16 protein-coding genes are annotated in these 21,730 nt (G+C 44.0%); 7 read left to right on the forward strand and 9 right to left on the reverse strand.

All coding sequences use genetic code 11. The features are described from left to right. The first annotated feature begins 143 nt into the window (after positions 1–143). Complete coding sequence (locus tag DD616_RS02650) at positions 144–389, forward strand: hypothetical protein (protein WP_017043657.1); 246 nt, start codon at positions 144–146, stop codon at positions 387–389. Between the two features lie 195 nt (positions 390–584). Next, positions 585–3,341: an immune inhibitor A domain-containing protein gene (locus tag DD616_RS02655; RefSeq protein WP_017049998.1), complete on the forward strand. Its 2,757-nt coding sequence runs from the start codon at positions 585–587 to the stop codon at positions 3,339–3,341. 73 nt (positions 3,342–3,414) lie between these two features. On the opposite strand, the gene DD616_RS02660 is transcribed toward DD616_RS02655, so the two are convergent. The 3 genes from DD616_RS02660 to DD616_RS02670 all read right to left on the reverse strand — a co-directional run bounded on the left by DD616_RS02660 (position 3,415) and on the right by DD616_RS02670 (position 7,774). Then, positions 3,415–4,275 carry a lipase secretion chaperone gene (locus DD616_RS02660; RefSeq protein ID WP_208871407.1) on the reverse strand — a complete coding sequence of 287 codons (861 nt, stop codon included), beginning with the start codon at positions 4,273–4,275 and terminating at the stop codon, positions 3,415–3,417. Positions 4,276–4,344: 69 nt separating this feature from the next. Next, positions 4,345–5,286 (reverse strand): lipase family alpha/beta hydrolase, encoded by a 942-nt coding sequence (locus DD616_RS02665; RefSeq protein WP_208871408.1) that lies wholly within the window; start codon positions 5,284–5,286, stop codon positions 4,345–4,347. Positions 5,287–5,551: 265 nt separating this feature from the next. Continuing rightward, positions 5,552–7,774, reverse strand: a complete 2,223-nt coding sequence (locus DD616_RS02670; protein ID WP_094126764.1) for a leukocidin family pore-forming toxin — start codon at positions 7,772–7,774, stop codon at positions 5,552–5,554. A gap of 504 nt (positions 7,775–8,278) precedes the next feature. Between DD616_RS02670 and DD616_RS02675 the strand changes: the two genes are divergently transcribed. Beyond that, complete coding sequence (locus DD616_RS02675) at positions 8,279–9,529, forward strand: SGNH/GDSL hydrolase family protein (protein ID WP_208871409.1); 1,251 nt, start codon at positions 8,279–8,281, stop codon at positions 9,527–9,529. A gap of 38 nt (positions 9,530–9,567) precedes the next feature. Here the strand turns inward: DD616_RS02675 and DD616_RS02680 are convergent, their stop codons facing one another. Beyond that, positions 9,568–10,023 (reverse strand): Lrp/AsnC family transcriptional regulator, encoded by a 456-nt coding sequence (locus DD616_RS02680; RefSeq protein ID WP_026027548.1) that lies wholly within the window; start codon positions 10,021–10,023, stop codon positions 9,568–9,570. 149 nt (positions 10,024–10,172) lie between these two features. Here DD616_RS02680 and DD616_RS02685 point away from each other — a divergent pair, with 149 nt between their 5' ends. Continuing rightward, positions 10,173–11,126, forward strand: coding sequence for a DMT family transporter (locus DD616_RS02685; protein WP_208871410.1), 954 nt, complete (start codon positions 10,173–10,175; stop codon positions 11,124–11,126). Here DD616_RS02685 and yegD read toward each other — a convergent pair. Further along, complete coding sequence (yegD, locus tag DD616_RS02690; protein ID WP_017045097.1) at positions 11,117–12,469, reverse strand: molecular chaperone; 1,353 nt, start codon at positions 12,467–12,469, stop codon at positions 11,117–11,119. The genes DD616_RS02685 and yegD overlap by 10 nt on opposite strands. 107 nt (positions 12,470–12,576) lie before the next feature. After that, entirely contained in the window at positions 12,577–12,834 is a 258-nt protein-coding gene (locus DD616_RS02695) for a hypothetical protein (RefSeq protein WP_208871411.1), read from the reverse strand. A 345-nt stretch (positions 12,835–13,179) separates the two neighbouring features. Between DD616_RS02695 and emrD the strand changes: the two genes are divergently transcribed. Further along, on the forward strand, positions 13,180–14,385 hold the full coding sequence (gene emrD, locus DD616_RS02700; RefSeq protein WP_013868437.1) for a multidrug efflux MFS transporter EmrD: 1,206 nt from the start codon (positions 13,180–13,182) through the stop codon (positions 14,383–14,385). Between the two features lie 112 nt (positions 14,386–14,497). On the opposite strand, the gene DD616_RS02705 is transcribed toward emrD, so the two are convergent. After that, positions 14,498–15,466 carry an ABC transporter substrate-binding protein gene (locus DD616_RS02705; protein WP_208871412.1) on the reverse strand — a complete coding sequence of 323 codons (969 nt, stop codon included), beginning with the start codon at positions 15,464–15,466 and terminating at the stop codon, positions 14,498–14,500. A 113-nt stretch (positions 15,467–15,579) separates the two neighbouring features. On the opposite strand from DD616_RS02705, the gene DD616_RS02710 reads away from it, so the two are divergent. Beyond that, positions 15,580–17,541: a PAS domain-containing sensor histidine kinase gene (locus DD616_RS02710; RefSeq protein ID WP_231140439.1), complete on the forward strand. Its 1,962-nt coding sequence runs from the start codon at positions 15,580–15,582 to the stop codon at positions 17,539–17,541. A gap of 62 nt (positions 17,542–17,603) precedes the next feature. Here DD616_RS02710 and DD616_RS02715 read toward each other — a convergent pair whose 3' ends face one another. Both DD616_RS02715 and DD616_RS02720 read right to left on the reverse strand, forming a co-directional pair. Continuing rightward, entirely contained in the window at positions 17,604–19,151 is a 1,548-nt protein-coding gene (locus DD616_RS02715; protein ID WP_208871413.1) for a DUF3369 domain-containing protein, read from the reverse strand. Positions 19,152–19,388: 237 nt separating this feature from the next. Further along, positions 19,389–20,231, reverse strand: coding sequence for an AraC family transcriptional regulator (locus DD616_RS02720; RefSeq protein WP_181185552.1), 843 nt, complete (start codon positions 20,229–20,231; stop codon positions 19,389–19,391). 94 nt (positions 20,232–20,325) lie between these two features. Here DD616_RS02720 and DD616_RS02725 point away from each other — a divergent pair, with 94 nt between their 5' ends. Further along, complete coding sequence (locus DD616_RS02725; RefSeq protein ID WP_064626635.1) at positions 20,326–21,720, forward strand: MATE family efflux transporter; 1,395 nt, start codon at positions 20,326–20,328, stop codon at positions 21,718–21,720. Positions 21,721–21,730: the final 10 nt, after the last annotated feature.

A 21,730-nucleotide genomic window follows, 5' to 3' on the forward strand; every position in this document is an offset into this window, starting at 1 on the left:
TTTATCAATTAAAAACAAACCAAATGTTAACTGGTTATGTTTAAAATATGATGTTATTTCAAAACAACAATTATTTACACTTGCTATGCGCATGACTGATATATAGATTGTTACGAATAATTCACACATTATATGGATATACTGTGAAACATTTAATTTATTTTTTATTAATTAGTTACTCATCAATTAGCCTTGCTCAATCTTCAGTTGATGATGAACGGTTGCTCGCCTCATTAATCGAACGAGGTGTGATATGTGAAGGGCTGACATCAGAACAGCAACAACAAGCACTTGCCCTTTATCTACAAAGAAAACACCACAAAGAAAAGTCTCTCAATTCGACAACTCATCAAGAAGAAGCGTGTATTTCTCCGCCGAAGAGCGACTAAATCACCCGTTCAATCTTCACTGAATAACACTCAGAAAACTTGCCTAGATAAGAATATACCAGCCACTCATTGCGTCCATGAATTCTATTTTATGGCGATGAAAGCCATCTATTCTCTATAGCGCTCAGTCGTATGGAAATCAGTTCAGTGAAATTGTTAATACCATAAATACAGAAAGACAAATAAGGAAAGCAGATGAAACACATAAGGAAAACCTTGCTTGCGTCAGCAATGGTAACACTATTTAACGTCAGTGCTTATGCGCACACCCCGATTGATTTAGGGGTAGTCAATGAAGATAAACTCATTGAAATGTTAGTGCGTAACGGTGTTGTGGATGCCAATGCTACCGATGCAATTAAGCGCGATGCCTTGGATCGTTATTTAGAGCAGAAAATCAAATCGGGCTTCCACGGCGATGCGCAATTTGGTAAGCAAGCTCTTGAGCAACGCGCACGGGTATTAAAGACCATTGAAAAACAAAAAGGCCAGCAAAAAGCCAGCGTTTTTGCTCTCGATATCAGCACCAAACGCACCGATAAGGTATTAGCGCTTTTAATTGATTTTCCCGATTTACCTTGGAACGATAACCGCCTGACCAAAGAGCATACTGAAATGCTCTATGCCAGCTACAATCCACCTCACTATCAAGATCTGCTTTTTTCCGATGCGGGCTATGCAGGCCCTAATGGAGAAAATTTCATCTCGATGCGTCAGTATTATGAAAGCGAGTCTGGGCAAAGCTACAGTGTGGCCGGGCAAGCCGCAGGTTGGTATCGCGCGTCTAAAAACGCCGCGTTTTACGGGGGCAACTCGGCAACAACAGACAAAGATATGAATGCGCAAGAGTTGGTACGCGAAGCACTGAACCAACTGGCGCAAGACCCTAGTATTAATCTGGCCGATTACGATATTGAAGATCGTTACGATTACAATGGTAATGGCAACTTCCGCGAACCGGACGGCGTCATCGATCACTTGATGGTGTTCCATGCATCCGTTGGTGAAGAAGCCGGCGGCGGTGTGCTTGGACCTGACGCCATATGGTCCCACCGTTATAATCTCGGCCAACCTTATGTCCTTCAAGGCACAAAAAGTACGCTTCCAGATCGCTTTAACGGCCAATATGCCGCCTTTGATTACACAATGCAACCGATTGATGCGGCCGCTGGGGTTTGCGCACACGAGTATGGCCACGATTTAGGTTTGCCTGACGAATACGATACCCAATACACAGGTAAAGGTGAGCCAGTTTCCTATTGGTCCATCATGTCTTCTGGCAGTTGGGCCGGAAAAATTGGCGGGACACAACCGACGGCATTCAGCTCTTGGTCTAAACAGTTCTTACAAAAAGCGGTCGGTGGTCGTTGGATCAATGACGATCAAATTTCGATTGCAGAGTTAGAGAAAAATCCTCGCGTATTTACCCTATTCCAAACCACTGACAATGCTCGACCAAATATGGTGAAGATTGATTTACCACTGAAGCGTGTTGATGGGGTGAAGCCTTATCAAGGTTCGTCCGCTTTTTATTCAAACCGAGGCGATGATCTGAAAAATAGTATGTCTCGTAAGCTTTCTATCCCTGCTGGTGAACAAGCTACGCTGAATTTTAAAGCATGGTATCAGATTGAAAAAGACTACGACTTTGCACGCGTACTGATCAATGGTAAAGCGATTGCAGGTAACATCACCACCATGGATGACCCGTACAATACAGGGCTTGTACCTGCTATTGCTGGTCAGTCGGATGGTTGGGTCGATGCGATATTTGACGTCTCCCAGTGGGCAGGCCAAGAAGTGACACTCAGCTTTGACTATGTCACTGATGGCGGCTTAGCCATGGAAGGTCTTTACCTTGATAACCTACAGTTAGAGGTCGACGGGCAGCAAACCCTTATTGATGATGCCGAAGGAACATCCACCTTCGCCTTTAAAGGTTACACCACCAACAATGGCTTTCATGAAGCGCCACACTATTATTTACTGCAATGGCGTAGCCACAATGACGTCGACCAAGGCTTAGCCAATATCAAACGCATGGGCCAGTTGATGACTTTCGAACCCGGCCTACTGGTTTGGTATGTGGATGAATCTTACACGGATAACTGGGTAGGTAACCACCCAGGTGAAGGTTGGTTAGGTGTCGTCGATGCGGATCAAAACGCATTGGTTTGGTCAAAAACCGGTGAGGCCGCACAAACGCGCTTCCAAGTGCGAGATGCAACCTTCTCATTGCAAGATCAAACACCTCTACGTTTAGTCGCTGCCGATGGTGATGTGCTCGAAGACACAAGCTTAATCGGTAATGGTAATTTCTCTGATGGCGCGGATTACAGCTCACCATTAGTACCAGATGCTGGGCGTAAGTTAACGGAATTTGGCTTGATGATCGACATCCTCAACCAAGGCCAAGACAATGAGTATGGCGTAATTCGCTTATCAAAAGTCAGCGAACAAAACCAAGCTCCTGTCGCCAACTTTGAGCTTAAAACCGACGGTTTATCTGTCAGTGCTCTCAACTACAGCCATGATGAAGATGGCGAGCTAGTCAGTTACGCATGGGATTTTGGTAACGGCCAAATGAGCAGCGAAATGGCGCCAAGCTGGAGCTACACCAAAGCAGGGCAATACACCGTAAGCCTAACCGTAACGGATGATAAAGGCGCAACCAACACCACTACGCGTACAACACAGGTTGAAGTGCCTAACGCATTACCGCAAGCCAGTGCTAAGTACATCCACCTTGGACGCTGGGTAACGATGTGGTCAACCAGCAGCGATAGCGATGGGCGTATTGTCGATACGGAATGGACCCTGCCGAATGGAAAAATAAAACGTGGCAAACTCTTCACCGCCATTTTCCCAAGCTCTGGAAAACATGAAGTGAAAATTAAAGTGATGGATGACAAAGGTGCAACAGTGACTAACACCATTGTGGTGAATTTGTAACCACCTATTCTATTTTCTCTTAGAGAACTTGAGCGCGGCTTCGGTCGCGCTCTTCTTTATTGGATAAACAGAATTAAAGCGATTGATCACTTAACCTTTCCAACGCCTCGACGCGTTTGAGTTGTTTGGCCTCAAACGTTTGGGTACGCAGTTGCGTAATTTGCTGATTTTTTTCATCTTGGCTCAAGCGCGTATTTTCAAGCACCGCCGAACGCTGTTGTAGATAGTTTTCGAGATGCTGAGAAAACTGCTCTCGCTGCTCACTAAGCTGCGTTAACCGCTGTGCTCCTTGTTCGCCAACCAACTCGTTCCAAGCTAAGTATTGCTCTTGCGTGGACAAATGGCGACTCGCGTTGAGTGCTGGCAGTAGTTGTACATTGCGTTCACTGCGCTGAATGTATTCTGGCTGCTGTGCTAATAACGTTTGCCACTGCAACTGCTCATCATATGAATCGACTGCTTGAGCTTTAATGCGCAGCTTTTCTAACGCTAAATTTCGTAACGCATTCTCTTCACCAAACAACATACTTTGCTGATCAACGTTAAAAAATTGACTTTGTATTTTCAGTAACTGCTGATTGATCTCAGCTAAGGTAGCAAGATCGAGACTGGCGATGGAAGAATTAGCCTCTAACTCAGCTAATGCTTGTTTGTATTGGATAAACTGTTCAAAAAGCATTGGATCGATCACCACGCCCTCATCTTGCTCAGCATGCTGGGCAATGCGCAGCTCAACCTCAGGCAATGAGCTCTCTCCTAATGTAGAGATAAAATAGTGAATTAAATCAAGACTCGATGCGCTGTCTATCTGCGTATCTTGTTGAGATGGCGTTTGTAACGCGCTCTGTGATGATACTGGCTTTTGCAGAAAAAGCACCGCACCGATGCTCCCCAAGATGATCACGACAAAACCAAATAGTGCGGGCTTTTTCATAGCCAATCCTTATAAAGTTTGATGTTTCAAAACTTGAAGTTATAAACCTCGAAACTATAGACCTCGAAGTTATAAACCTTGAAGCTTCAATCGATTAGCGTGCTGGCGATACAAGGTAACGGGGTCAGTTTCAAAAAGGTGGTGTATCCCAAGCAAGCCGTTGATTTCATCTAAGTGGTTCATTTGGTAATCATCGCGGATCACCTTACCCAAGTGAGTACTGCATACGCCGACTAAACCATCATTAGGGCCATTAAAGACAAGCCCAGTCAACATCATCGCAGCATCAGTTGGGTCAAGGAGGTTGGTAAAGGTCGAAGATCCTGTCCACGAATAGTAATAAACACCATTGTCAGCCAGTAATTCACCATCACCACATTCACTGCTTGGAACACCTTCTGGGTAGTGTTGATTAAACGCTAGCGAACCTTGGGTAGTTAAAGCTTCTAAGGAAGCTAAAGGATCTTGATCTAGGTTACTTCCCCCAGAAAGAAGGCCAACCAAACCCGCCAATCCTTGCGCCATTTTGACGGCAATCGCTTCAGAAATGGAGCCCTCTTTGATGTGCCCACGCACTAAATCTGCCACGATTGAGCCTTTATTCACACCACCAATGCTAGTCACGGACGCCACAAGATCGGGCCGAACTGATGCAACATAGCGAGCCGTTGGTCCGCCATGACTATGGCCAATCAGGTTAACTTTTTGATCGCCCGTAGCGGCTAAAAGTGACTCCACTTGTTGCAATAGTTGTTCACCTCTCAGCTCAGAGCTGTTGGTTGCTGAGACTTGAGCCACGTAGACCTTTGCGCCATCTTTCGTCAGTGATTGCGGAATGCCGTAGAAATAATCGACTCCGGCCAGTGTATCAAAACCAAATAAGCCATGAACTAACACAATAGGGTACTGGGTTTGGGTATAGCCTGTCTTACTTAACGCCACCGTGCTGGTTGCCGCCAGCGCCGTGGTACTCAGCAGACAAAAAGCAGCAATAATAATCGTTTTTTTCAAAGTAAATTCCTTCTTATTGTAGTGCCTGGTTTAGGCGCGGCATACATCTAGCCTACCGTTACCACACCAGAGATTAGACCTCTGAGGAGCACCCTAACTGTAGAAGAAAAGCACTTTATTTCATGTCGGCTTACCAGCTTCGTGAATGAACTAAAAAAAACAACAGATAAAATTAACATTACATTAACAAAAAGAGCACTCACGTTTTAGCTAATTAAGCCAAAAGCATGAGCGCTCTTTACTACTCAATCATGAACTGATTGCGCTATTTTATAATAAATTGAATACCATCGGCTAACCAACCTTCAGACCAAACCTTGACTTGCCGAATGGCCGATCCGGCTGGCAACTCAAACACTTCATCGTGTGTGCTTATTGCAGAGCCTTTTGACCCCACCACTTTGGTTGAACCATCATCAAGCTTAAAAGCCATACGGAGTAAATGGTTACCACCGTACTTGAACTCACCGGAAGTCACGGTTATTTGCGTAACACGTTTCAGATCAATTTCAGTCAAACTACCGCTTCCACCACCTTGCGTCGCATTGGCTTGCGTACCAATTGCATCGATCGCAGCGCCATGACGAATATAGAGTATTCCTGCTTGGCCAACATCTTGCAACGCCAGTGAACCCGACGTAAACCCAAATACGACCGATTCATTATCTGACTTGAATACATTGCTATAAGCAGTAATGGTGCGCACACTCACTTGATCATTGTCATCAGCATACAAGCCTAATTCTCCACTTGTTTTGTCATGACCAAGCAGCTCATGAGAGAAAACATTACTCAGCTTATCGCTGTTTTCTACCCATTCCCAACGCTGACTTAAACTCGAACTACAGGTTTGTAATTGACCCAGTGATTGTCCATCCAAACATTGATGGATGTCGTTTGCACTCACATAGCGACCTAACTGATCATAAATAAACGATTGTGAGTTTTTGGTTTCATCACAGCTTGAGGCAGAGAGTACGCCATTATCGGCCACATCAACGCAACGATTATTAAAGCTGCCTAATTGCAAATTCACTGGACGACCGCCCGTGAATACTGGGTGCTCCCAATCCACTGTAAAACTGGCACTTTTGCTCACTCTGCGACGCGTCGTATTTTCAAAACCATGGTAGGACTGATGCCCACCTACAACATAATAATGCTTATAAGCACCGTTATAAATAGGACGGATATTGACCGAAGAGTCAATGGTGAACTCCGTTGTCCCCGTCGCATTGGGAGCGGCTTTATAGATCACATCCATTTTTGGTACAAAGCTTGCGTAACCAATCGGGTTAATGCGGTTGGTATCCACAGGGTAAGTATTGACCCATATTGCATCCGTAGAGCGATTCATCATCGATTCGGCGGTCGCATATTGGCTACGATTCCATTTGAAGCTGACGTTTTGCGCGTTATTAGTGCTACGTTCAACACGGTAATCATGCGTTTTAAAGGTTAACCAACGGCTTTGGTTGTAGCTAGCATTAGCTTCTAACTTTCCTTTAGGCCCATCAGCACTAACCTCGACACCACCACTCACCCCTAGCTGGAAGCCGGATACCTCTTTTACCTCATATTCGGCATTGAGATTTTCTCTCGGGAACGTTTTTAAGATCTGCGCTTTGTTGTTCGAAGAGTTAAATACAAATTGATAGTCTTGAGCGATGGCATCAGTCGACCAATCTCGGAAATAAGCATCTAATGTCAGGTAATCAGCACCCGATTGACGATAATCAAGACGGTCATTGAGATGGATCCCCGCTCCCGTTGTATCATCATCTAAGCTGATGCGAACAATTTTCGCGTCCGGTGTCGCAGAGCCAATGGTGCCATATTGCAATGAACGCTCTAGGTTAACTCTATAAATCAACGAGATATTCGGGTTATCGCAAAATACTCGCGTGCCTCGATCCCAAAGATGTGAGTTATTAAACGTACATTCATTATCAGTAATAGGCCGATTGACATTCAAATAAAACGCAACGTGTGGCAGAGAATTTGTCTCCGAAACACTACTTGACAGCGCGTTGGCCGTACTGCGACGCTGGCGAGAATGAGTCATTTTAGCGGCTTCCAACAAACGAATGTTGGGATCATTCTCGTCATCTAGTGGTGTGAACAGTAATTCTCCCTTGTGTTCACTGATGATCAAAAAGTCACTGGCAAACGCTAACCCTAGTTTTTTCCTGAAGCGTGTTTTCGCTTCAGCCTTTTGCGATTCATCTTCAATCATACTGAAATCGACAAAATAGCGCAGATGCTGATTCAATACATCGTCACGGATCTGAGCTAGTGCTGGTGGCTCAACCTCTTCTTGTAGCCAGTAGCTTGCATTGAGGTAGTTGATTTGGCTGTCATCCTGAAGCTCACTGAACATTTCAATGGCCAAACCTTGCGGCTGATACACATCAGCTTGAGCGGTGTTCCATACCAAGCCTGACATAATGGCAATAGCGCTGAGTGCTTTTCTTCTGTTTATTAGCATATAAACCTCTAAGCATTTTTATTGTTATCACGGTATTTAAAAGAAAATAAATACCCATTTTTTATTTTTTCAGGCCACAAAAGAAAAGGACATTAGTTTTTTGGCACTTTTGTGGTGAATTATTAATAGTTCTAAAAATAAAGAACACAAAGAGAAAATATCTTTAATGTGGCTTAGAATCACAATAAAACCGTTTAATTTTTATACTCATTGACTGACTATAAATTTATTGATACTTGTATTAAGTAGATAAAAGTTAATATTAGAATGAAATAATAAAGCAAAGCCTTATTGTTATTTATCTAAATTAGAATTTATAAAAAACCTCAGCGTTCGTTTCACTGATAATTCATTATTTGATCTTAATACCAAATAATGTCCAACATAGTCGTTTATTGATTGACGCTTAACACTATAAATTCAAAATAGGTCTGACCAGTTGTTTAATTTCACTTTCGCACTTATTCTTGAATGAATATGCGCCTAAACCAATAAGAAAAAAATATGAAACTAATAACATTATTGATGACTGCAATATTGCCACTCTCCATGGCGATTGCAGAAAATACGGATACCACCTCAGAACCAGTTACCGCTTATGGCGTAATGAATACGCAAAATAAGCAAACCTACACTTATGTACGCTGTTGGTATCGGCCCGCTGGCAATCATGATGACCCAGCAACAGATTGGGAGTGGGCATTGGATGAACAAGGAAATGACTACACCATTAGTGGTTACTGGTGGTCATCTGTGCGCTTTAAAAATATGTTTTATACTGACACCTCACAATATGAAATAAAGCAGCGTTGTGAAGAGACGCTCGGCGTCAGTCACGATTCTGCAGATATTACTTATTTCGCAGCAGACAATAGGTTCTCATACAATCATTCGATCTGGACTAACGATAAACAAAATGCCAAACCCGTCATTAATAAAATGGTGACCATAGGTGACAGCCTTTCGGATACAGGAAATATATTCAATGCGTCACAATGGAAATTTCCCAATCCTAACTCTTGGTTTTTAGGACACTTTTCCAATGGTTTGGTGTGGACAGAGTATTTAGCAAAAATGCACAATTTACCTGTATATAACTGGGCGATTGGCGGTGCCGCAGGGCGTAATCAATATATCGCGCTGACGGGTGTGAACGATCAAGTCAGCTCTTATCTAAATTACATGACAATGGCCAAAAACTACCAGCCAGAAAATACGCTCTTTACCCTTGAATTTGGCTTGAATGACTTTATGAATTACAACCGTGAAGTATATGAAGTCAAAGCAGATTTTAGCAGCGCGATGATTCGTCTTGTGGATTCAGGGGCCAAAAATATTATTCTACTCACCCTCCCCGATGCAACCAAAGCCCCGCAATTTAAATATTCAACAGCAGAAGAGATAGCGAAAGTCAGCGCTAAGATCACCACTTTCAATGCGTTTATTCAGCAACAAGCACTGTATTATCAGATGCAAGGGGTAAATATCATCCTATTTGATGCCCATAACTTGTTTGAAAACCTCACAGCCAATCCACAGCAATACGGCTTTGAAAATGCGACCGATGCATGCCTCAACATCAATCGCAATTCAGCTTTAGATTACTTGTACCGTCATAGCTTAACCAATGATTGCGCTTACCATAGCTCTGACAAATACGTATTTTGGGGCGTCACGCACCCTACCACGGCCATCCATCAATTGATTGCCAACGAAATCAGTAAAAACTCTCTCGCGTCATTTCAATTTGAATAAGCACGCCTGGCCTTGAAGACAGCACGCAAGTGCTGTCTCTAAACCCAAATAGGCATCGCGGTAGCGGCTTTCACTTGACGCATGGCGAGGTGGGTATGCATATCTTTTACATTGTTGAGCCGCTGTAACTGACGCGTAAATGCTTCGTACCCTGATAAATTGGCACTAACGACTTCCAGCAAGTAATCATACGCACCTGAAACCACATGGCAGCTGATCACCTCCTCCATCTCTTTGATTGCCTCTTCAAAACTATCAATGGAAGCGGCTTGATGATTATTCAGGCTAACTTCAACAAAAACCGTCATACCAACTCCGACAGCTTGCCGGCTTAAGCGAGCTTGATAGCCATCAATGATCCCGCTCTCCTCTAATCGTTTCAAGCGTCTTGCGCAGGGAGAAGGTGATAATCCAACCTTTTCCGCAAGCTCTGCGGTGCTTAAGCGTCCCTCTGTTTGTAATAAGGTCAACATACGGCGGTCTATTCTATCCATTACTCGATCCTTGATGAAATCCACTAACATTTTGCTAATTTATAGCGGATAAGTGCTAAACCATCTAGCAATAAGGGTGAACTTGCCGGATAAAAGTAAGCCGAACCATAGATAATGGTGAGAAACCATCCATTGATGTGAATAAAATTATGATTTATGGCTACCTCGCGATAGGCACCACGCTGTTATTATGGTCCGGCTTTTTCCTCTCTTTAAAGGCAGGAGCCAGCGGCCTATTAACCCCTGCGGATATTGCATTAACACGCTTTTTACTGCCCGCTTTGTTGCTCTCTCCATTGGTTTGGAGAACTCGACATCAATTGCAAAATATACCTATACGTTACTTAATTGGTCTATTTATTGGCTGTGGATTGCCCTATTTACTAGTGACAAGCCATGCGATGCACTACGTTCCGGTTTCTGATGGTAGCGCGCTTGTTCCGGGCGTGCTGCCGCTGTTTGTCTCGGGTATCGCGGTGTTGCTGTTTAAACAGCCGTTAAGTCGCCATCGAGTCGCTGGGCTGACTTTAGTGGTGGCAGGGGTTGGTATTTTCCTCTATTCAAGTGCCACTGATTTTGAGTCAAACCGTTTGACCGGACATTTGATGTTTTTAACCGGCAGCCTGATGTGGGCAATGTTTACGATTTGTGCGCGGGTAGCGAATTTGCATGCGCTCGTCAGCGCGGGATGGGTTGCTTTACTTTCTACTATTTTATTGGCCGTTCTAATCGCTTTAGGCATCGTCGATAGCTACTTAGCCACACACTCTTTTGCACACTGGCCGTGGAAAGAACTGGCGGGACACACACTGCTACAAGGTGTCGGGGCGGGGCTCATTGCAGCATTTACCTATTTATATGCAGTTTCAACACTCGGCGCAGAACGCTCCGCGGCCTTTGGCTCTGCAACACCAGTCGTGGCAACCTTGTTGGCGATTCCCGTTTTTGGTGAGATGCCAACGCCTTTGACTTGGATCGGATTAGGGTTGATAAGCTTAGGTAGCTTGGTTGCCAGTAATGTTTTAATGAAACACGATCATTCGCAATATTACCGGCCGCCAACGCATCAAAAACGAAGCGCTAAGCGCTCATATCAGCGATAGCAAATCTCTGCCCAACGAGCCAAACCAGCAGTCACTGAACCAAAGTAGTTACCGCTGACAACGGGTACGTGGGGAAGTTGCTGCTCTACCGCTTGGCGTAATATTGGAGAACGAGCAGATCCGCCCGTCATAAAGATAACATCCGGCTTCACACCACCTTGTTCAACCGCTTCTTTGACCAATTCCACCATTTTCGCTTTAGGGGATTCAATGGCGTCGATCATTTGCTCACGCTCAATTTGCACTTCGATCTGCTCAGAAAGAAGATCGAGCACCACCTGACATTGCGTAAGATCAGATAGAGCAATTTTTGCCTCTTCTGCACGGCGTACAATTTGATAGCCGAGCGTTTCAAAATAGACTTTCAGCAAACGCGCCAACTTTTCTGGTTGCTGCGCCTCTTTGTGTAGCAATTTCAATGCTGCCAAGTTTTGCTGAGCATAGAAGTCACGTTGCGCTTCCACGTTGTTAATTGCAATCGGGTTCCAAAACTGCGTGATCGGCATATCAATGCCAGAAATGGCTTTACTGCCTAATCCAAAAGAAGACATCAACTGTTTGAAAGCAATATAGATATCAAGATCATTGCCTCCGACCCGTTGGCCACTATGCGCAAGCAAACTCGCGGTGCGGTCGTCACGCCCTCGCCAACTCGGCCCCATTTTTAGCAATGAACAGTCGGTGGTTCCACCACCGATATCAACCACAAGTACGGTTTGATCTTGCACCAGAGTCGCTTCATATTCTAAGCCCGCCGCAACGGGTTCAAACTGAAAACTGATGTGCTGAAAACCGGCGCGTTTCGCCGCACGTTGTAAAATAGATTCCGCTTGTCGATTGGCCTCTTCACCACCTCGGCCATGAAAGTTAATAGGACGACCAATCACAGTATCTTGGATGGTGCGCTGAAGGTGCTGCTCTGCATTATGCTTAATATTGACCATCATGGCGCACACCAAGTCTTCGAAAAAACTGACCTGCACATCACGTAAACCTGCCGCGCCTAGAAATGATTTAGGGGATTTAACGTAATAAATATCGCGCGGATCCTGCAGATAGAGATCGAGCGCCGCTTGGCCAAAGGCAATGTCTTGCGCGGCAAGTTCAATACTCTCTTCTCTATTCACATTGATCGCGCGGCGAAGTACTTGCTCACCAATTTTATCGCTTGGCGTAATATTGTGATGACGGAACAGATGCTCAGAAATGGACTCTCGCGTCGGGGCGCATATTGTCGAAGGAATGTAGTGGCTTTTACCTTCTATGGGTAACAATGTTGGTTGCCCATCTTGCATCATAGCGACAGAACAGTTCGCCGTTCCATAGTCAAAACCAATAAACATCGCTACCTCCTAGCATCAGAAAAAGGCCGGCGATCCTACCTTATGATTTTCACAAATACTATCCCCAAGCTACTTGGAATGTCTGGCGAGAAAAGACATGGATTGGTTTACACAAACCAAGAGACGAAAAAAGACAGCAGCAGGCAGCCCACATAAGCCATTTTAATCACCTTGATATGTCGATAGTGGATAAGACAAGGTGACAAGACAAACAACGGGATCAGGACAAAAATGGGGTTCATACTGAATAGCCAGCTTAACAATACAACAGAAAGTGCATAGTAGAAGAGCCACGAATTTGGAACCGACAACTTTTTGCCAAGTCCCACTATAAATAATAATGCAGCAAGTAAAGGTAACATCATTAATCACACCTTTATGATATTAATTCTCATTTACATTAAATATTAGTCACTGTTCAGCGCAAAAGCAATAGAAAAACTAGGTACATTATCAGACACCAAGAGCCATACCCAACACAGGCATTGGAACCGTCTTTCATTTCTCTTTACCTACCCAAATAATGATTAGTTTTTCTAATTCAAATCATAGATTTTTATCTTGCTCAACTTCACACTTTTAGATTGATAAAAGCGTCTGGCCTCACTAATATCTCGCACCGAAAGAGCGATACTTTTAACGCTGGCCATTAGTTTCATTATTCATATTAATTATATTTCGTAGTTGCACTATTGTGCAGGAGATAGACCATGTCCGCATCGTTTCCGTTAGTGAAACTCACATTTTTAATTGCGATTTTGACCGCTGTCGGCCAAATGACACAAACGATGTACGTCCCGTCCATTGGCCATATGGCGGGAGAATTTTTAGTTTCTCCTGCATCACTGCAGGCGGTCATGGCATGTTATTTAATCCCTTATGGACTATCACAATTTGTCTATGGTCCATTGTCAGACCGTCTAGGACGCAAACCGATTATTATCGCTGGGTTGCTGATTTATATTGCAGGATCGCTACTCGCATTATTTGCTCACCAATACGATTGGTTTTTGGTCGGTAGTTTTATTCAAGGGCTTGGCATTGGGTGTGGTGGCGCAATGTCTCGAACCCTTACTCGAGACTGTTTTTCAGGAGCAGAATTACATAAGGCCAATAGCCTTATCAGCATGTGCGTTATTTTTTCGCCACTCATTGCTCCTGTTCTTGGTGGGTACTTAACAGAAAGTTTTGGCTGGCGCTCTAGTTACTTATTTTTATCCCTATTCGCGATTGCCGTGGTGATCACTATGATGACGAGTATGGTAGAAACATTGCCTAAAGCGGCTCGCAGACACGAATCGGTTGCAAACAGCTATCGCTATGTGCTGAGTGACAAACGCTTCCAAGGGTATTTAATTTGTCTCGTAGCAACTTTCTCTGGCGTCGCGGTGTTTGAAGCCGCTGCAGGTGTATTACTTGGTGGCGTTTTGCAACTGCCTGCCACCACCGTCAGCTTATTGTTTGTCTTACCGATCCCTGGTTATTTAGTTGGTGCGGCGCTATCGAGTGTTATTGCGTTGAACTTCAACGAAAAAAGCGCCTTGTATGTGGGCTTGGTAGCGATAGCATTAGGTTCATTGGTGGTGTTTGTTCCTGGAGTGTTGGGGCAAACCAGCGCATTGACCCTAATTGGTGGTGCCACTGTCTATTTTCTCGGTGCAGGCATTCTCTTTCCCGCAGCGACCACTGGAGCGTTAACACCACTGCCTTACCATGCAGGAACAGGAGGTGCTGTGTTAGGCGGCATGCAAAACCTTGGGGCTGGTTTAGCCACCCTTTTAGCGTCGGCTATTCCAGCTCATGACCAGATGCCACTTGGTGCATTGATGCTGTTGATGTCTGTGTTTGCTGTGGTTGGTTTGATTCGTGTTTACAGTAAACATGATCCATCAAATGAAATGCCATTGGCTGTTTAATAAACTGTAATGAAGAAAAAGCAGACAGGTACCCGCCTCTCTGCTTTTTTATTTGCTTTTTTTATTTTAGACGTAATGCTGAATTCGACAATTCAATACAGTCTCATCAAAGTCAGTCAATCTTCATCCATCCTTCCGGTACGCTTAACCCCCAGCGTGACATTTCGCCCTGATGATAAATAGCACGCCCTTGCTGGCCGATTTGGATAGGAATGCGGCTTGCGTCTTCATTATTATTTAAAATGCGTAACACTGTCTTGCCCGCCATTTCGCCTTGGTCACGACCGGCTAACACTACACCCCCAGCCGCTTTGCCCGCACCGATCGAAAAATCCCAAAAACCAAATAAAGGAACCTCTGTATGTTGGTTTGTCCACGTTAATACAGTATCCGCTGGCACATTATTTTCGCTCTCATCGACCAAGGTTTGGTAAAGCCCCACGACTATGGCGCCAAACCCTTGCTCTTTAGCTGTGCTTATTCTTGTCTGCCATTCTTTCTCTGTCGCCACCGAAGCTATCTCTGTCGCAATGCCTAAATTCTTTTCAATCATACTCGCTTGGGTTTGCATAAATTCCAACGCAATACTCGCCGTACTACCCGAATCAAATAACACCAATACTTTACGCTTATCTTTATCGAGCATCCGGCCAATTTCTCCCATGGTTTTCACATAGAGGGGGCGCTCTAAAATACCAGTCACTTTGGCTTGCCCTTGGTATTGAGCCATGAATTTTCGTGGGTTGGAATTAATCCCCAGAAACACGATTGAGATTGGCTCGTTGTAGAGTTTCGGCAGCATATAAACCAACGCATTGTCGTCACCTAAAACCACCACCTGTGGTTTCAGTTGCTGATATCGGCTAAAGGCTTGTTCGGCGATTTGTGAATAACGGTTCGCTGGTACCCGTTTAGTGTCCATCTCAAAGGTATGCAGTTCATGCGCAGGCGTTAACGACTGCTTAAGGGCGGATACATAGCTAGCGTCCCATTCATAACCTTGCTCGTAGCTCTCTATTAAGAGTACTTTTCCCGCCATAACGGGCACACTTATAAAACACAATATCCATATCCAACGCATGAACTGCCTCCAATGATTCGGCTATTTTTTTATAGTGTAGTCAATAAGATGTTATTCACACTTCCCATGTGACATCTATACTCAAATTATCACTCAAAAAAATGAGAAGCAGGATGAACAAAAGCCGAACATTTAATGAAAGCATTGATAACCCACTATCGAGTCGTATTGGTCGCAGGATCATTTTTTTTCTTGTCATTTTGAGTGGGGCTGTCACCCTGATGACAACGTTAGCACAAACATATTTCGACTATGACAGGGAGTTCGATGATGTGGCTCAGCGTCATCACGAAATAGAATTCGTTCATGCCGAATTGCTTGCCGCTTCTTTATGGAATTATGATCTCTTAACACTTCAACAACGTTTAGATGGCTTAGTGAATTTACCTAAAATTAATTATTTGGAAGTCACATCTGACAGCTATCAGTTCAGTGCGGGGGAAAAAGTGACGGAGCAATTAGTCGCACACCGTTATCCCATGCTTTATATCAACCCAAAAACGGAAGCCAAAGAGCAGATTGGTGAGATCTACGTTGAGTCTAATGCCCAAGAAATCTACAACTACTTAATCAAGCAGTTTCTACTGATATTGGTCGTGAACGCGATTAAGACTGCCTTTATTTGTTACGCTATTTTGATGATTTTCCATGAGAGCGTAAACCGACGTGTCTTCGCCATTGCTCAATACTTACGCAAATACAACCCTCGCCATCCGCCAAAACCACTAAAACTTCCTCATAAGAAATGGATTATGGGGCATAACGATGAACTCACTTGGCTGGCCGATGAGACTAATAAAATCACCGGAAATGTAACTACGTTGTACAGCAATATAAAACTTGAACAAGAACGATTAGCCGATTTTACGGACGTCTCATCAGACTGGTTATGGGAGACGGATAGTACTGACAGGTTGATTTATACTTCCGAATCCATGCGTCAAGCTTTAGAGATCAGTGAAAATAGCAAGCCACTACTTTCAGAGGTTGACTCACTGAGAGATATGAAAAAATTACTCCAATCCATTACTAAACACTGCTCGTTTTCAATGTGTGAAGAGACGATTATCATCAATGATTGTAAGCACTATCTGATGTTTCAAGCGGTAGCACGCTATGAGGAGGATATGTTTCTCGGGTTACGGGGCACTGCCATTAATATTACCGAGCTAAAACTGGCTCAGCTTGAACTACAAAAACTCAACCAAAACTTAGAGCGTCAAGTCGCCAAACGAACCTGCGATCTGGAAAACAGTATTGAGCAACTAAAAGCCACGCAAACACAGTTGATTGAATCTGAGAAATTAGCGGCTTTAGGTGGTTTAGTTGCAGGGGTGGCACATGAAGTCAACACGCCATTGGGTATCGCGGTGACCGCAAGTTCGGTAATCATTGAGGTCACACAAGAGCTAAATACCGCCTTCGCCAACCAAACGCTTACAAGCCAGCAGTTTTCTGAATTGATGCAGAGAATGAATGAAACCAATACGATGCTTGAAAGCAACTTAAATCGTGCTGCCAAACTGATCCGAGACTTTAAACAAACAGCGGTCGATCAGGTATCTGAGAGTCGTAGTCAATTCTCGATCCACCAAGTATTAAGCGCGTTGATCGCTAGCCTACATCCTGAAACTAGGAAAATTCCAGTCATCCCACAACTAGAGGGAGATGTCGGACTCACAATGAATAGCTTACCAGGCGTCCTCACTCAAATTGTCTCGAACTTAGTCATGAATAGCGTCAACCACGCTTTTAGTGATGAGAAAAACCCCATAATAACCATTGCGTTCCAACAGGAAGGAGAAAATATCCTCTTAGAATATAAAGATAATGGCTGTGGCGTCGAACCAAAACTGCACCATAAAATCTTTGAGCCATTCTTTACCAGCAAAAGAGGTAGAGGAGGATCCGGTCTTGGCTTAAATCTTGTGTTCAACCTTGCCACTCAGAAATTGAAGGGGAAACTTCAATTTAATTCCAATGTGGGTCAAGGTGTACATTACGTCTTTACTCTACCCAAAGCACTTGAACTCAGCGAGGTTACACTGAGTTCCGATCAAAAGAAAAGGCATTAAAGATGCCAATCAATCGTTGCATTCAATCGTTGCATTGTCGACAAGCAAGATGGAGAAATTTATTAATCTGGGTGTTGATCTCGAATGGCAATGAAATCATCCCAATGCGCCAGCATCAGATCGACCAACATCGGATCAAAATGTTTTCCTTTTTGCACAACAATTTCTTGCTTGATCGCCTCTTCCGGCCAGGCATCTTTATAACTGCGTTTAGAACCAAGGGCATCAAACACATCGGCTAATGCGGTGATTCTGCCACTGATAGGAATGCCTTCACCAGCTAATTGGTTTGGGTAACCGCTTCCATCCCATTTTTCATGGTGAGAACCGGCAATCTCTTTCGCTTTGATAATTAAACTGCGTTTTGAACGACTTAAGATATCAACACCGTATTCAACGTGTTTTTGCATGATCGCCCATTCTTGAGCGTCCAATTTCCCTGGTTTATGAAGAATACTATCAGGGATCGCCACTTTACCTACATCGTGCAGGGGTGACGCATTTTTAATCATATAAATATCCTGCTCAGGTAGGGTCATTAATGTGGCTAATTTTTCACAGATCAGAGAAACACGCTGTACGTGAGCCCCTGTTTCTTTGCTTCTGGCTTCGACGGCATTGGCTAAGTTATAAACAAGCTCCCTCGATGTTTCGCGTAAATCAAGCTGTAAGTTCAAGTTCTCAAAAGTCAGCCCAATATTATGCATATAGATTTCAAGTAGACGTTCATCGTTTTCAGACAAGCGCTCAAGTAAATTGATATAGAGTAGATTCTCTACGCCACGGCTGTCTGTCATATACAGTACAGAAGCATCATCATAGCTATGAGACATTTTGGTCTGCAAAGCAAGAAGACAACGCTTAGCCACTTCCGAAGGTAAGCGCGAGAAATCACAATCAGAATAAAAATCGACAAATCCTCCAATAGCCGCGAGCGTTAAAGCACACGAACCTTCACCATCTGACTTAGGCTGAACGATGCAGTAAAAAGCAGATGCGTGAAGCTTTAACAAGGAGGTGAGTTGACTTAATACCGATTCAGCATAAGCTTGCAAGGTGGTAGTATTTTGTACCTTCGCTGAGGCTTCAATGACGCGTTTAAGCCCCTCTTTCTGCTCTTCTATCAAACAGAGATCCCGATAAGATCGCAACATCGAATAGAGCAGGGTTCTGAGTTTTTGTGTGGTAAGCTCTGTTTTCTCTTTATAGTCATCGATTTCATACTCTTGGATGACCGTATCTTCAGGGGCTTGCCCTGCTTGACCCGTGCGCAGCACTAAACGAATAATTTTATTCCTACACTCTTCACGAATATATTTTACCAATTCCAAGCCTGCATTTTCGGTCTCCATGACAACATCGACTAATGCCAACGCAATATCTTGCTTTGTTCTGATGAGCTCTTTGGCTTCAATGCCAGACATGGCGGACAAGAGCTCTAGCGGTCGTCCTTGAAATGAAAAACCTCTTAGTGCTAAACGAGTGATCTGGTGCATCTGCTCATCATCATCCACCAGCAGTACTCGCCATGGCTTATTTTCAACACTAAGTTCATGACTCTCTTCACCCTTTGGTTGAGTCTCTTGTCGAAAATCCGCAAACAGATCCATCGCTTATCTCTCTATATTGACAATATTCCTACTCTTATAGGTTTAGCACATAACCGTTTTGTTGGTGGTTAGAATCTAATTAATGTGATGAATAAATTGATTTTTACAAACCATATCCTCAATGATATTGATATTTCAATCACCTTCATAAGCCGTGCTCGAGGTGCAATAATTTCATCGCGTTTAGTAGATAAGAAAGTTTATGAATGAAGAGTGCCATTTACCAATGCCGTGGAATTAATCATTTCGTTTTTTACGAAATTCTCGTGGTGTGCAATGGCTCCATACCTTAAAACGAGTACTAAAGTTTGCTGGGTTAGGATAGCCGACAATGTCACCGACATGTTGGATTGGCCAGTCGGTAGAAACAAGCAAACGAGCGGCGTACTCCATACGCATTCGCGTTAAGTGGGCTTTAGGACTGTGGCCAAAGTGCTGCTGACATAAACGATGTAAATGAGCTTGCGAGCAAGGAAATAATGCGGCGAGATTTTCTATTGTCCAATCTTTATGCAGCTGGCTCTGGACACGCTGAAAGACGCGATTTAAACGCAACAAAGTACGCGAGAGCGGCAGTTCAATCGGTGCTCGGAGCATGATTTCTATCTGTTCAACAATGCGTTGCCCGACCTGCTCACCAAGCTCAGCAGGCAATGTTAAGGTTCGCAGCAGCGCTTGAATACTCGCATACATGACCGCAGCGATAGGCGTTAATGTGTAATGTATTTCTTCTTTTACGGTGTTTTTCCAATGACGCTGTGGTGCAAGAAAGATCCACACCACTTGCCACTCTTCTTCTTCAATTCCAAAACCATTTTCGACACCCGCTGGTACCACAATTAATGAGCTCGGTTCCAGTAAGTAACGGTCAGTTCCACTCGTTAGCCAACCTTTTCCCTTCACCGTGTATAACAGCATATGCACGCTCTGATTTTTCCGATAAACAGAAAACATTTCGCGGCAGGTTGCAATTCCGCATTGCACAATGCCGCTTTGCTCCAATGCTAAGACGCGACTTTGGTCAATAAATTCTTGATGTGTTTTATCTGAGATGGAATACCGTTCTTGCTTGTCTGACATATGAGAGTTTGGCAAAAGTTATAGAGGTATTGAGAGAATACAAAAATTACGATTCGATTTACACTTGCCGCATATCAAAATGAGGTAATGCACCATGTTTATGACTCCCTTTCATCAGCTAGACCGTCAATTTTGGCGCAAATTGATCGATATTGGTGTACCAGTATCCCTCCAGTCAATGCTGTTTTCACTGTTAGGTGTAGTAGATATTTTTATGGTCAGCCAATTAGGTGAATCCGCTACGGCGGCCGTTGGTGTTGGCAACCGAATATTTTTCTTTAATCTCATCGTTATTGTTGGCGCTAGCGGTGCAGTAAGCGTGTTAGCTTCGCAATATTTTGGTGCAGGTAACATCGAGGGCATAAAACGGACATTGGCTCAGTCTTGGATAGTGGCTCTGCTGTTTACACTCCCCTTTATGCTGCTCTATTTGTGGATACCTCAGTCTGTTGTTTCTTTAGTGGCCAATGATGCTCAATACGTCACACTAGCCACGGATTATTTATGGATCACAGCACTTAGCTTATTTTGTACCGCATTAGTAGTGCCACTAGAGAGCGCACTACGTTCTGTCGGCGTGGCAAAGTTGCCAACTCAAGTAAGCATTCTGGCCATCATTATTAACGCTGTCTTAAACGCTTTACTCATCTTTGGCCTGTTCGGCTTTCCAGAATTGGGGGTTGTGGGTGCAGCGATTGGCACAAGCATCTCACGCGGCTGTCAAACCATGCTTCTTTTTTGGCAAGTAAAGCGACATTACGCTCATCTATTGCCCAATCGCGAAAACTGGCAGCAAGCAAAAATGAAACACCATAGACAGCGCTATTTTAAAGTCGCAAGGCCAATGATTATTCACGATTCAGCATGGGCGGCTGGCATTTTGATTTACAACGTTATTGTCGGCCAGTTGGGCGTTTCTGAACTTGCGATTATCTCACTGCTTTCCCCCATTGAAAGTGTACTCATTTCCGCCTTTCTTGGATTTGCCGTGGCCGCCTCTATCTTGCTTGGACATGAAATTGGTGCACAGCGTTACGAACGTGCCGCGCAGACTTCTTGGTGGTATGTACTTACTAGCTGCGGGCTGGCGTTGCTGCTGGCATTGTTCTGCTTTTTGGCTGAACCTTGGATTTACGCTTTGATCGAAAAAAGTCCACTGCATGATACACAAATGGCTGTGAATGTTTGCTTAGTAATGGCGTTTGGGATGGTACTACGGGTATTTAATATGGTCGGTATCGGTGGCGTGTTAAAAAGTGGCGGCGATATTAACTACAGTATTTTCATTGACTTATTTGGCCAATGGGCGATTGGCATTCCGTTGGCTTATTACACAGGGTTGGTTCTTGGCTGGCCTTTGCATTGGGTTATGATGGTTATTATGCTTGAAGAGGCCGTCAAAATTATCCTTACAACACAACGGATCTATTCCAAACGTTGGATCAATAACTTGGTCAACGAGACAGAGCCTTCAACGCTCCAAGCATAGTTAAACTGAG

The organism is Vibrio anguillarum, from assembly GCF_003390515.1.
Classification (GTDB): domain Bacteria; phylum Pseudomonadota; class Gammaproteobacteria; order Enterobacterales; family Vibrionaceae; genus Vibrio; species Vibrio anguillarum.